The organism is Sphingomonas sp. VDB2 (assembly GCF_047946695.1).
Lineage (GTDB): Bacteria > Pseudomonadota > Alphaproteobacteria > Sphingomonadales > Sphingomonadaceae > Sphingobium > Sphingobium bisphenolicum.
Genome location: NZ_CP159615.1, coordinates 2,752,911 through 2,765,239 on the forward strand (window position 1 = coordinate 2,752,911; position 12,329 = coordinate 2,765,239).

Below are 12,329 nucleotides of genomic sequence, written 5' to 3' on the forward strand. Positions count from 1 at the left end.
TCGCTACTTCCTGCCTTTTTTGTCGGTCGCCTTGCGGGCCTTGTATTCATTCAACAACATCCCAGCCTGATCGATGTCTGACTGCTGCCGCTTCTTCGTCCCACCTACGAACAGGATGACGAGTTCATCCCCTTCCTTGGCGAGATAGAGTCGATAGCCCGGTCCCCAGTCGATCCGATATTCTCCCAGACCGCCGCCGATCCATTTGACATTCGAGGCGTTACCCAACTCCAACCGCACTATGGCTGTCGCCACCTTAGCGGAGGCCTGTGGATCCAGACCGTCGAACCATGACCGGAACGGACAGGAACCGTCCTCGCGGATATATTCCTGAACTATCAACTCATAGCCTTTAGAGTAACATATACGTTACCATATGTCTAGCGTCGGCCATCATGCGACCAGCCGCAGGCGGTCAAGCTTGGCGGCGCCTTGTGCCATCAGCTTGGCGATTTCATCTGACGTGCGTCGCACGGCCAGTTTCAGGGCTTCATCGACGTGAATATAGTCCTGCGTCACATTCTGTGAGGCGTGACCCAGCATTGCGCGGATCGTCAGTTCAGAGAAACCGAGTTCGGCAGCAATGCTCGCGAAAGTGTGCCGCAAGGTGTGGGGCGTAACGCCCACTATGCCTGCAAACCCGCAGATACGTTGAAGGCAGGCACTGGCCGCCGTGAAGGGGCCGTCGCCTGTCGTGGCCGGGAAAACATGGGGATTGCCTGCAACCTGTGGCTGCGCCACGATCACCTTGATTGCTTCTGGTCCGATCGCCCGGATTTGTCCGCCGGTTTTGGTGTCGGGGAAGGCGACAAAACCGCCCATCGGGTTCACCCATGCGCGCTCCATCGCTTGGCCTTCTTCACGGCGATATCCCGTCAGGAGCAACAATTTGATCACCGAAATTCCGGTCGGACTGACGCCCTGCTGCTCGGCATATACCATCGCCTTGCCCAGCGTTTCGATCTCCGCCACGCTGAGCCGACGGGTCTTCTTATTGCCTGCCAGCTTCTTGGCGCCTTTGGTAGGGTGTTCGGTAAGCAATCCCTTGTGCCTGGCATGGCCCAGGATCGCTTGGATCGTTCCAAGGCAGCGCGCAGCAACGCCGGGACCACCGGTCGCCTTACCACCACGCCCGCCACTGCGGCTCTTCTGCGTCTTATGATTTTTGACGTCGTCCTGCATTGCCTCGACATCGGCGATTGTCAGGTGCCGCGCTATGCGCTTGCCGATCAGGGGCTTGATATGCGTCTTGATCCGGCTTTCATCCATCGCCAGCGAGGATTCCTTGATCGGACGGTTCTTGCGGCCGAGAATCCTGCCGGCCCGGGCCTCCGTCAGATACCAGTCGCACAGTTCAGTGACGGTCATCTCCTTGCGCGCCCGACGTGCCACTTCGGCAGGATCTTCGCCGGCCGCAACCTCGCCAAGCTTGATCTTCGCCAGATCGCGCGCCTGATCCACGGTCAGCACGCCGAAGCGACCGATCTTGACGCGCCTGATGCGGCCTTCTTTGTTCATATATTGAATGACAAAGGTCTTGGTGCCCGTTGGCCCGATGCGGACCCCAAACCCCTTGATCTCAGTATCCCAAACGAACGCCTGGCCCGCCTTGGGCGGGGTGAGAGCATCAACCGTTCGCTTGTTGAGCTTGGCCTGGGCCATGCGCGCCTCCTCCATTTTATTACGCGAGCCCTGAAAAACCGAAAAGTAATAAGGACGTAATAAAAATCGGTCGTTTCGTGGCAAATCGGAGGCTACCGCGTCGTAGCCGTGATGGCAATATCCATTTGAAAAGGCGTAGAAAATCGTAGAATGGCGAATTCTGGCGTAATGGCTCAGATCGGGTTGCGAAGGTTGGGGTCTAGGGTTCGAATCCCTTCGTCCGCTCCAGAAATCATCGAAAAATCAATGGTTTCTGGGGCAACTGGGAAGCGATTCCCGGATATACGGTCGCTGCAAAAGCACATTGTCTCCACAAAATTCGTAGGAATGGCGAGCGACAGCCTTTGTGAGCGCAGGCCGAGCTTTGCGATTTGGCGACACCAGCGCTTCCGCCCGTTTGTTGGCGCGTGGAGCAATGGGGCCGCGTAAGCTTCCAATGTTCCCGCTACCGAGGTGACTGTCCACATCGCGGCGAGGGACATATGGCAGACTGCCTACAGCGTGCGAGAAATCGAGACGGGCTTGCCTCATAGAAACGCGGGTCAACCATCAGGGGATCAACGGTCCCTGACAAATAGTTGAGCCCTTGCATCCCTTATAAGGAAGTCGCCGTACCTCTCGTAAACCCAGTTTTTGCGAACGGATATCGAGGTGGCGGTCATGTGGGCTGAGAACGGGAGAGCGCAGCATCCTGGCCGACGCACTTCCAATCTGGTCCGCCCCATGCAGGTCAAGACGGCCCGCTTTTTGGAGGCTACCGTATGAGAAGCCTTACAGCCTATCGGCCGTTCCGGTTTCCCCTTTATCCTGGACGCGTCTCGACCCTGCACCGCGCACCGAAGACAGATTTCTATCCGTCGCGCTGTGGACAGCCATCGGCTTTGCCTATCAGCGGTCAAGACACGAAATCCGGCCGTCTCATGATTATCGAACACGAGGAGAATAGGAGCCGTGCTTTGGCCGCGCTCCTGCAAAGTTGGGGTTTTTTAACCGTCACCCATGCCGATAGCGCCTGCAAATCGCAGCGGTTCAATCAGAATATCTGCGATCTCGTTCTGCTCAACGGCGTTTTCAGTGATGCCATATATGCCCAATTCCTGTCGGCCACAAAAGGCCTTGGACAAAGCATCCTTATTTTTTCGCAAAATAGGGACGATTATAAGCGGCTGAAAATCCTCTGTGATGCTTCAGGGGCGATCATCCCTCCGGACTGGGAAGCCGAAGCGCTCAGGCGAAAAATCGGAGAAGCGATCGAGAGGCCGGCGGCTGCCGAGGACGGCGTGCCATCGACGACAATGGAATATCATCTCTATTGCTTTTCAGGTTGGACGATCGACATGAATCAGCATCTCGTCGTCAACGAACAGGGGGAATCCATAATTTTGTCGCCGGGAGACTTTGCGCTTCTCCGGGTCTTCGTGACATATCCACGCCGCGTCTTGAGCCGTAACCAGATTTTGGATTTCACCACGGCGATGGGGAGTGATGTCACCGACCGTGTGATTGACACGCAAATCTGCCGCCTGCGGCGACGATTAATGGCCGGTCACAACTTCATTCGGACGGTCAGAAACGAGGGATATATGTTTACGGAGCGTGTCCGACGTATTCCGCCGGCCTGAATCACGTCGATATCCCTGGCTTCCCCATCGGATTCAGCCGGTCCCAAAGTTGCGCGGCATTAATAGGAAGGCCTTGCGCATGACGCTGGCGCCCGGTTCTGGACCGACCGGCTGGCGAGATGATAGAGTCCTTCATAGACCAAGACGGCCACCATTATGGCTATGGCAAAGGGCAGGTCCGCACGATCAAACAGGATGGCGCGAAGGAGCAGGCCGATGGCCGCTGCCATCGCCGTCAGTCGCATGAAGGTGGAACGCAGGGTGGTTTTCATGTCAGTCCTCCTTTTCAAAGGAAAAATTCGAGCAGCAGTTTGAGATTGAGGGTGATGATGATCGCGGAGATCGCCCAGGCCGCGAATTTGAGCCAATGCGGGTTCACGAAGCTGCCCATCAGCCTGCGGTCGCTCGTGAATTTGACGAGGGGAACGACGGCGAAGGGCAGTTGCAGGCTCAGGATCACCTGGCTCAGGACCAGCAATCGGGTCGTCCCTTCCGATCCATAAAGAGCCGCCACGATCACGGCGGGGACGATGGCGAGCATCCGGGTGACGACCCGGCGCAGCCAGGCAGGCACGCGCAGGTTGACGAAGCCCTCCATCACGATCTGCCCCGCCAGCGTCGCGGTGATCGTTGAATTCTGTCCCGATGCCAGCAGGGCAACGGCGAACAGGGTGCTGGCGATGCCGGCGCCCAGCATGGGCGCGAGCAGGCGGTGCGCATCCTGGATCTCGGCCACGCCGGTCATGCCCGCGACATGGAAGGAGGATGCCGCCAGGATCAGAATCGCGCCATTGACGAACATGGCGAGCATCAGCGCAACGGTGCTGTCCACCGTGGCGAACAGCACCGCTTCGCGCTTGCCCCTTTCGCTCCGCTCGAAGCTGCGGGTCTGGACGATCGAGGAATGAAGATAGAGATTATGGGGCATCACGGTCGCGCCGATGATGCCGATCGCGATGTAGAGCATCGCCGGGTTGGTGACCACGCTGGCGCTGGGAACAAGGCCCATGCCGATTGCGGCAAGGTCGGGCTTCGACAGGAAGAGTTCGACGGCGAAGCAGCCCGCTATCACGATCAGCAGCGCTACGATGAAGGCTTCGAGTTGGCGAAAGCCGCGTTGTTGCAGGAACAGGATGAGCATCACGTCGGCGGCGGTCAGGCACACGCCCATCACCAGCGGAATGTCGAACAGCAATTGCAGGGCGATGGCCGTGCCGACCACTTCGGCAAGGCCGCAGGCGATGATCGCCAGTTCGCACATGATCCAGAGGGCAACGCGGACCGGCGCGCTATATTGGGCGCGACAGGCCTGGGCCAGGTCCATGCCGGTGACGATACCGAGTTTGGCCGAGAGTGATTGCAGCACCATCGCCATGATGCTGGACAGCAGGATCACCGACAGCAAGGTGTAGCCAAAGGCCGACCCGCCCGCGAGGTCGGTCGCCCAGTTGCCGGGGTCCATATAACCGACCGCGACGATATAGCCGGGACCGGCGAAGGCGCCCATTTTCTTCCAGACGCTGCCGCCAGCCCGCGGCACCGCGATCGTCCGATAGGAACCGGGCAGGCTGGGCCTGATGTCCGGCATGTCCATGGACGGCATCGCGATGTCGGCGGGTGGCGGAGGCGTCATCGATTATCCCCTTTGAAATGGCAGTCCAGGTCCAGCGCTATTGCGCGGTGCTGGTGTTGAGGCTGCCGTTGAGGCCATTGGGGAAGAAGCCGCCTTTCTGTGCGGCCAGCTTCGTCAGATAGACGATGTTGAGCACTTCGCCCGTCGTGCGGCTATAGGCGATGCCGTCGCTATCGGTGGGGACGATGTTCGACGCGCCGTCCTTGGGACTGATGCCCTGGTCCTTGTCCGCCGACCCGTCCAGACTGTCGCGGGCGTCGGATATCTTGTCCGCCGATGTGCGCAGCGATGGCGTGTCGACGCCCTTGGAATAGAGCACCGTGCGCACCAGCGCGGCATGATAGGCTTCGGCCGCGAGAATACCGGCCGCCGCTTCCAGGAACGTCTTGTTGGAGATGAGCGGCGACGCGCCCTTATAGGCCGTGACCCCGACATCCTCGAAAATATAGGCGCCGAGCAGGAAATTCTCGTCGCTGGCATAGGGGTCGAAGCTTTGTCCCGCAGAGATCAGGCCAGCGGCCTGCGCTGCCGAGGAGAAAGCGCCGGTGGCGCTCGATCCGATATCGATGGCCGGCTGCGCCACCGCGGTCGTGCCGATTGCGCCGCGCAGAAATTCGACATGGGCGCGTTCGTCTGCCGCGATCTCGCGCGCATAGCGGGCGATCAACGGATCGACGAAAGCGACCTGGCGGCCGCCGGTGACCGCGCCCTGCGTTCCCGCTCCGCCTAATATGCTGCTGGGCAGACCCGATCCGAAGGCGGCGAAATAATAGAATTGCGCCTCCAGATATTCCAGGTTGAGCGCGAAGTTCAGCACATCGCCATCGGTCACGGTCGGCGTGGGTGTCGGGGTCGGCGTGGGTGTTGGCGTTGGTACGGCCGTGGCTTCGTCGTCGCCGCAGCCCGACAGCAGGCTCGCGCCAGCCGCCACTACCGCCATAGACCCTGCCGCACGCAGGAAGCCGCGCCTCTGGTCGCGGCGCCGCGCGCGCGCTTCAAAGGCTTCGAGCATCAGATCGTCTTTCATGGGATCAACTCCGTTTCGAAAGGGGCTCAGTTCGCCGCGCTCATGTTGATGGTGCCGTTGACGCCGTTGGGGAAAAATCCGCCCCGGGCCGTCGCCATGTTGGTCAGATAGGCGATATTGAGCACCTGTCCGGTCGTTCGGCTGTAGGCGAGGCCGTTGGCGTCGAGCGGCACGATGTTCGACGCGTCGCCGACATTGGCGATGCCCTGATCGAGGTCGCTGGACCCGTCCAGGCTGTCGCGCGCTTTGGAAATCGCCTCGGTCGCGTCGATCAGCGATGGGGTGGCGATGCCCTTGCGATAGAGCGAGGTGCGGACCAGGCCCGCATGATAGGCTTCCACCGCCAGGATACCGGCCGCGGCTTCCAGATAGGTCTTGCTGGTAATGAGCGGCGCCGCCCCCTTGTAGGCGGTCACGCCGACATCCTCGAAGATGAAGGCCCCCAGCAGGAAATTTTCGTCGCTGGAATATGGGTCGAAGCTGGCGCCGCCGCCGATCAGGCCGGCTGCGCGCGCCGCGGACGAAAAAGCGCCATTGGGATCGGTGCCGACATCGATCGCTGGCTGGGCGACCACGGCCCCGCCCAGATTTTTGCGCAGGAAATCGACATGGGCGATCTCGTCCTGCGCGATCTCCTTGGCATATTGGGCCACGACCGGGTCGGTGAAATTGACCTTCCGCCCGCCCGTGGCGGTGCCTGGGCTGCCACTGCCGCTGGTATATTTGGTGTCGATCGGCGTGCCGAACACCGCATAGGAATAGAAATTCGCCTCCAGATATTCCAGGTTGAGGGCGAAGTTCAATATGTCACCGTCGGAGGGCGCGCTCTGCGCCATGGCCGACTGGCTGGTGGCGGCATAGCCCGCGCTGCCGAAGGCGGCCATGGCCCCGAGCGTTCGAAAGAAATCGCGACGCTCCTCTCGCCGTTTGGCCCTGCGTTCCAAAGTCTCGATTGCCAGAATATCGTCGGTCATCGCTCGATCCTCGCTGACTGGTGGTCATGATGCGCGGGAGGTGCGTCATCGGCGGGCAAAGGCAGGATTGATCGGCGAAGTTCCGGTTTTGAAGCTGGAAAAAGAATTTGCGTACGCGGACGTACAAGGATGCATCCATAACGGCAGGGCGTCCGTATCTGCTCGTTCAATCCACATGATTGCGAGGGCGTTTTGGTTGCCGGCATTCAGAAAGACACGTCGAACATCTTCCTGCGATCCTTGTCACCGCCTGACTATGCCAGCATCAGTCGGCACTTTACTGGCATCATCTTGGCGCCGAGAGTCACCATTGTCCGGGCAGGCCAGCCCGTAGAATTTCTGGATTTCCCGGAAAGCGGAATATTGGCCCTCAATTGCGATGCCGGCGCCCGTCCAGCCTGTCTGACCGCGCTGGTCGGGCGGGAAGGCTATGTCGGCTGGTCGGCGCTGCTGGATGTGGGCCTGTCCTCCTATCATATCCGCGCAGGCGGAGAGGGCGCCCGATGTCTTCGGATAGAGATTTCAAGGATGCTTCGTTTGGTGAACGAGAGGCCGAGCCTGCGCGCCCGCCTCCTGCGCTTCGTGCATAGCGTGATGATCCAGATGAACGCCACGATCGTGTCGAGCAAGACCGACCCGATCGAGCGGCGGCTGGCGCGATTGATCCTGATGCACCATGATCGCGCCAATGACGGCGACATATGCGTCACGCATCAAGATCTGGCGGATATGCTGGTCGTTCGCCGCGCGAGCATTACCGACGCCCTGCATGTGATGGAGGGAAACCGATTGATCGCCAGTAGCCGCAACAGGCTGGTCATGCGCAACCGCCCCGGTCTTTGCCTTGTTGCAGGAGAGGGCTATGGCGTGGCCGAAGAACATTACAGCCAATTTGTCGCGCCTCTGTTCGCCACCCGCTAATCCGCGCGGCGTTGAAAAAACAGGGAAGCTCGGCGCTTAAGGATCGATCGGCTCAGGGCGTCAGAATCGTATCGACCATATGGATGACGCCATTGGACTGCATCACATTGGCGATCGTGATTTTCGACGTGCCGCCCTTGGCATCGGTCAGATATCAGGCGCCGTCCTTTTGCCATGCGGTCAGGCTTTCGCCCTGCCTTGCTCTCAGGCTTCGACAGGTTATCCGCCGTACCGGTGGGCAGTTTGGCGAAGGCCGCATTGGTCGGCGCGAAGGGACCCGCGCCCTTGACGGCGGCGACCAGCGTGGCGTGGCCATATTTGCGAACCGCGAGCCCTGATCCGAGTGGATCAGCGCCCTTTCCCAGCCGATTTCCGCCCCTATGGCTCCGGCTCACGTCAAGGCCACCACGACCGCAGAGGAGTCTGGACCGGCGCTTGAAGCGGTCGGGCCCCACGGCGAAGCTTCCCCGGCGACGTACCGCATCCCGTCTGCAACGCCCGGCATAGCCTGGTTCGCCTTTGCCACCTCTTCCCGTCCTTCAGCGCGTCGTGAAATGAGGGTCCCCCCGGGTCTTTCAGTGGCGGATCGAAGTTTTCCGCGCCCTGTCGATCTCCCTCTACAGTGCCGCCATTTGTGTTGAGAATTTGCGCTAGCGTCGCGTACCCCGCCACGAACCAGGCCGTGGCCATTTTCGGGGTGGCGAGGCTGAAGTCGGGAGATGCGGCGCCGTCGCGGACATGTCGGCAATACCCTGACGAATGTCGATTTCCCAACTGGTCGTGCGTATCGGATAGGATGATCGCAAGGGTCTTGCGCACAGTCTGAACGCGCTCCGCCTGAGCGCCATGAGGGTATTTTTCAGAATACCATCAAAATACCATCACCGAGGGTGGCTGCCAGTGTACCCTTGGGGATGAAGAATTGTTCAAAACCCCACATTTTCCGTCATTTTTGAGATGTTACTGGACACGGAAAAAAGAACAAATGGTGCCCGGGGACGGATTCGAACCGCCGACACTGCGATTTTCAATCGCATGCTCTACCAACTGAGCTACCCGGGCACGGGTCTTCGGCGGGAGGCGTCCGCCGGATGGAGGCGTGCCTATAAGCGTCAATCCGGCTCGCTGTCCAGCCCATAATTGCCGTTTTTTTGTGCCGCTTCATCAACGGGCTGGCCCGGCACGCGATAGCCTTCGCCCAGCCATTGCAGCAGGTCGCGGTCGCGGCAGGCGGCGCTGCAAAAGGGGCGCGTGGCGGGCTGGGCGGGCTGGCCGCAGACCGGGCAGGCGCCGGGCTTGGACGACGCCTTAGGCGACATGGCCGCCCGCCAGAGCCAGCGCCGCATCCGCCTGCAAGGTGATCGCGCCGCCCCGGCGCTTGGCCAGTTGCTCGATCCAGTCCTGCCGCTTGTGCAACAGGTCGATGATCGCGGGCATGGCGGTGATGGTGGCCGCGCCGCCCTGCCCATGGCGTTCGGCCCGGCGCAGGAGCGCCAGCGCGGCGGTCAGCACCGCATCTTCGCGCACTATCTCCATCAGATTGGCGCGCTCGCGGCGGCGGATGATCTGGAGGAAGCCGAAGCCGTTGACCGCCGTACGCTCGAACGGCAGCGGCAGATATTTGTCGATCTGGGCGGCGGCGACCATCCGCTCGTCCTTGTTGTTCATCGTCGGCAGGTCGATGCCGATGGAACCGGAAAGCCCCATGCGTCGCACCGTCTGCGCCGCCAGCTTCGCGCCCTTGGGGCCAAGCTGCGCGGGCGGGAGCGATCCGTCGACGTCGATCAGCAGCATGGCGGGCGTCAGGTACAGGCGCAGGGCGGCGTCTTCAGCGCCGACCTCGCCGCTCGTCGCCTCGTCCATCAGCTCGCTCCAGCCATGCGCCTCCAGCCGGTCTTCCTCATGCGCGGGACAGGGGACGACCGGTACGCCGGTGGCGCGAATGCGCTGCAACAGGCTGGGGCCGGCATGGGGCTTGGCGCCCGGCTGGGGTATGCGGCCCTTGGCGCGCTTGGGGCGGCCTTCTTCTGCGATCGCTTCGCGGATGATTTCGACGAGGACGTTGGCGCCTTCGGCCAGCCGGGGCGGGATCGGCTCCAGCAGCACTTCCTCGCCCGAAATCAGCCGCACGATACCGCGCTTCTTGGGAATGATGGTGGCGACCAAGCGGCCCTGCGCCACGGCGCCCGGACGGACGGCGTCGCCCTCGCGCTCGATCAGGGCCTCGACCAGCTTGCCCTTCTCGATCAACGCGGCCCGCGCCTCGCCAATGCCTTCTTCATAGAGCCATTCGGCCATGTGCGTTCCTAGTCGGATAGATAGCCCGCTGCCTTGAGCAGCGTGCGGGTTTCGTAAAGCGGCAGGCCCATGATCGCGCTGTGGCTGCCCATGATGGTGCGGATGAGGCCCGCGGCGCGGCCCTGTATCGCATAGCCGCCTGCCTTGCCGCGCCATTCGTCGCTGGCGATATAGGCGTCGATCTCGGGCTGCTCCAGCCGCTTGAAGATGACGATATTGTCCGACAGGCGATGCCGCGCGCGTCCCTCGCCATCGATCAGCGTGATCGCGCTCAGCACCCGGTGCCGCCGTCCGGACAGCAAGGCCAGGCAGGCGCGCGCCTCCGCCTCGCTTTCCGCCTTGGGCAGGATGCGGCGCCCCACGGCCACCACGGTATCGCCCGACAGGACCAGCGCGCCGGGATGGCGCGCGGCCACAGCCACGCCCTTTTCAGCCGCGACGCGCGCGGCGTAAGCGGCAGGCAGTTCGGCTTTCAGGGGCGTTTCGTCGATATCGGCGGGATCGACGGCATCGGGGACGACGCCGATCTGTCCCAGAAGGTCACGCCGTCTGGGAGAAGCCGAAGCAAGAATAAGCCGCATGAACAAGCGGCTTATTTGAAGCGGTACGTGATCCGACCCTTGGTCAGGTCGTAGGGGGTCAGCTCGACAAGCACTTCGTCGCCCACCAGCACGCGGATGCGATTCTTGCGCATCTTGCCGGCGGTGTGGCCGAGAATCTCGTGGTCATTTTCAAGCCGGACACGGAACATGGCGTTGGGGAGAAGCTCCACAACCTGTCCGCGCATTTCAAGCAGTTCTTCTTTAGCCATATTATCCCGAATTCGCAAAATCGCGCCGCCATAGCGCCAAATTGCGGAAATTGAAAGCCAAGGGTTTATTCGCCGAAATGATCGCCTGCTGCGGCGAGCGCCAGGAAGAGTCGATCGAGCTGATCTTCGTCCAGGCAATAGGGCGGCATCAGGTAAATGGTGTTGCCCAGCGGCCTTAGCAAGAGGCCGCGTTCCAGGAAGAAGGCACGCAGGCGCGGCGCCAGATCGGACAGATAGCCCGCATCGGCGGCGATGAGGTCGATCGCGGCGATCGCGCCCAACTGCCGCGGGTTGGCGAAGGCGGGGTGTCTAGCAAGCCGTTCGAGTCGCTTCGCGATTCCCTGCGCAAGCGCGGCGATGCGACCCAGCACATCCTCCTCGCGCCAGATCGCCAGATTGGCGACCGCGGCGGCGCAGGCGATGGCGTTGGCGGTGTAGCTGGACGAATGATAGAACAGCCGGGCGCGGTCGGTCGATCGATGCGCATCGAAAATCGGGGCGGTCGCCAGGGTCGCCGCCAGCGGGATCGCGCCGCCGGTGATACCCTTAGCCACCGCCATGATGTCCGGCACGACGCCCGCCTGTTCGCAGGCGAAGAGGGTGCCGGTGCGGCCCCAGCCGGTCATCACCTCGTCGGCGATGAACAACACGCCATGGCGGCGGCAGATCGCGGCCATCTCGCGCAGTATGTCCGCGGGATAGATCAGCATCCCGCCAGCGCCCAATATCAGCGGTTCGACGATGAAGGCGGCGGGCTTGTCGGCGCAGGCGGCGTCGAGTGCTTCGAGGCAGGCCCGCTCGCGACCGGGCGCGGGAAAGGGGATGGTGCCGACATCGAACAGCAAGGGCTGCCAGGCGGCGTTATAAACGCCGCGCTCGCCGATCGACATCGCGCCGATCGTGTCGCCATGATAGCTATGCTCCAGCACCAGGATGCGGCTGCGCGGCCCCCCCAATTCTTCCGTCGCCAACCCGTCCAGCGCCAGATTGTGCCAATAGCCCAGCGCCATCTTGAGCGCGACCTCGACCGCGGTCGAGCCGCTGTCGGAATAGAAGATATGGGCCAGTGCCGGCTGTCCTTCGGCGCGGGGCGCCAGATCGATCAGCCCCCGCGCCACCGTTTCGGCCGGATCATGGGTGTAGCCCGCGAAGATCAGCTGATCGAGTTGCCCCGCCTGCGCGGCGATGGCGGCGGCGATGCGCGGATGGCAATGGCCATGGGTGGTTACCCACCAGCTCGAAATCGCGTCGATCAGCGTGCCGCCGTCTGCCAGATGCAGCAGCGCGCCTTGCGCCCGCGCGACATGGGGGATCGGCTCATTGAGGCCATGCTGGGTGAAGGGGTGCCAGACGGGGGATGTCATGACGGTCCCTTAAGCCA

15 protein-coding genes and 1 tRNA gene are annotated in these 12,329 nt (G+C 61.9%); 3 read left to right on the forward strand and 13 right to left on the reverse strand.

Translation table 11 applies throughout. The features are described 5' to 3' along the window. Positions 1-3: 3 nt before the first annotated feature. Together ABT375_RS13735 and ABT375_RS13740 are read right to left on the reverse strand one after the other, a co-directional pair. Entirely contained in the window at positions 4-342 is a 339-nt protein-coding gene (locus ABT375_RS13735) for a type II toxin-antitoxin system RelE/ParE family toxin (RefSeq protein WP_416462971.1), read from the reverse strand. A 51-nt stretch (positions 343-393) separates the two neighbouring features. Continuing rightward, positions 394-1,662, reverse strand: a complete 1,269-nt coding sequence (locus tag ABT375_RS13740) for a tyrosine-type recombinase/integrase (RefSeq protein WP_416462972.1) — start codon at positions 1,660-1,662, stop codon at positions 394-396. 956 nt (positions 1,663-2,618) lie between these two features. On the opposite strand from ABT375_RS13740, the gene ABT375_RS13745 reads away from it, so the two are divergent. After that, the gene (locus tag ABT375_RS13745; RefSeq protein WP_416462973.1) at positions 2,619-3,284 is read left to right on the forward strand and encodes a winged helix-turn-helix domain-containing protein; all 666 of its coding nucleotides are present in this window, start codon (positions 2,619-2,621) and stop codon (positions 3,282-3,284) included. Positions 3,285-3,343: 59 nt separating this feature from the next. Here ABT375_RS13745 and ABT375_RS13750 read toward each other — a convergent pair whose 3' ends face one another. Genes ABT375_RS13750 through ABT375_RS13765 form a run of 4 tightly spaced genes read right to left on the reverse strand, consistent with a single transcriptional unit; the run spans position 3,344 to position 6,918 of the window. After that, on the reverse strand, positions 3,344-3,556 hold the full coding sequence (locus ABT375_RS13750) for a hypothetical protein (RefSeq protein WP_416462974.1): 213 nt from the start codon (positions 3,554-3,556) through the stop codon (positions 3,344-3,346). A gap of 14 nt (positions 3,557-3,570) precedes the next feature. After that, positions 3,571-4,917, reverse strand: coding sequence for an Nramp family divalent metal transporter (locus tag ABT375_RS13755; protein ID WP_416462975.1), 1,347 nt, complete (start codon positions 4,915-4,917; stop codon positions 3,571-3,573). A gap of 37 nt (positions 4,918-4,954) precedes the next feature. Then, positions 4,955-5,944 (reverse strand): ferritin-like domain-containing protein, encoded by a 990-nt coding sequence (locus tag ABT375_RS13760; protein WP_416462976.1) that lies wholly within the window; start codon positions 5,942-5,944, stop codon positions 4,955-4,957. Positions 5,945-5,970: 26 nt separating this feature from the next. Continuing rightward, on the reverse strand, positions 5,971-6,918 hold the full coding sequence (locus ABT375_RS13765; protein ID WP_416462977.1) for a ferritin-like domain-containing protein: 948 nt from the start codon (positions 6,916-6,918) through the stop codon (positions 5,971-5,973). A 291-nt stretch (positions 6,919-7,209) separates the two neighbouring features. Here ABT375_RS13765 and ABT375_RS13770 point away from each other — a divergent pair, with 291 nt between their 5' ends. Then, positions 7,210-7,839, forward strand: a complete 630-nt coding sequence (locus ABT375_RS13770; RefSeq protein ID WP_416462978.1) for a Crp/Fnr family transcriptional regulator — start codon at positions 7,210-7,212, stop codon at positions 7,837-7,839. Between the two features lie 52 nt (positions 7,840-7,891). On the opposite strand, the gene ABT375_RS13775 is transcribed toward ABT375_RS13770, so the two are convergent. Then, positions 7,892-7,942 (reverse strand): hypothetical protein, encoded by a 51-nt coding sequence (locus ABT375_RS13775; RefSeq protein ID WP_416464905.1) that lies wholly within the window; start codon positions 7,940-7,942, stop codon positions 7,892-7,894. Between ABT375_RS13775 and ABT375_RS13780 the strand changes: the two genes are divergently transcribed. After that, positions 7,932-8,177 carry a hypothetical protein gene (locus ABT375_RS13780; RefSeq protein ID WP_416462979.1) on the forward strand — a complete coding sequence of 82 codons (246 nt, stop codon included), beginning with the start codon at positions 7,932-7,934 and terminating at the stop codon, positions 8,175-8,177. The genes ABT375_RS13775 and ABT375_RS13780 overlap by 11 nt on opposite strands. Before the next feature lie 648 nt (positions 8,178-8,825). On the opposite strand, the gene ABT375_RS13785 is transcribed toward ABT375_RS13780, so the two are convergent. The 6 genes from ABT375_RS13785 to ABT375_RS13810 all read right to left on the reverse strand — a co-directional run bounded on the left by ABT375_RS13785 (position 8,826) and on the right by ABT375_RS13810 (position 12,312). After that, positions 8,826-8,901, reverse strand: a tRNA-Phe gene (locus tag ABT375_RS13785). A 50-nt stretch (positions 8,902-8,951) separates the two neighbouring features. Next, on the reverse strand, positions 8,952-9,158 hold the full coding sequence (locus ABT375_RS13790; protein WP_224550404.1) for a DNA gyrase inhibitor YacG: 207 nt from the start codon (positions 9,156-9,158) through the stop codon (positions 8,952-8,954). Then, entirely contained in the window at positions 9,148-10,137 is a 990-nt protein-coding gene (locus tag ABT375_RS13795; RefSeq protein ID WP_416462980.1) for a ribonuclease, read from the reverse strand. The genes ABT375_RS13790 and ABT375_RS13795 overlap by 11 nt, the downstream gene beginning before the upstream one ends. Positions 10,138-10,145: 8 nt before the next feature. After that, positions 10,146-10,718 (reverse strand): Maf family protein, encoded by a 573-nt coding sequence (locus ABT375_RS13800; protein WP_416462981.1) that lies wholly within the window; start codon positions 10,716-10,718, stop codon positions 10,146-10,148. Positions 10,719-10,729: 11 nt separating this feature from the next. Continuing rightward, positions 10,730-10,948 (reverse strand): translation initiation factor IF-1, encoded by a 219-nt coding sequence (gene infA, locus ABT375_RS13805; protein WP_003049127.1) that lies wholly within the window; start codon positions 10,946-10,948, stop codon positions 10,730-10,732. A gap of 65 nt (positions 10,949-11,013) precedes the next feature. Next, a complete protein-coding gene (locus ABT375_RS13810) occupies positions 11,014-12,312 on the reverse strand; it encodes an adenosylmethionine--8-amino-7-oxononanoate transaminase (protein ID WP_416462982.1) in 1,299 nt (432 codons plus the stop codon). Positions 12,313-12,329 lie beyond the last annotated feature (17 nt).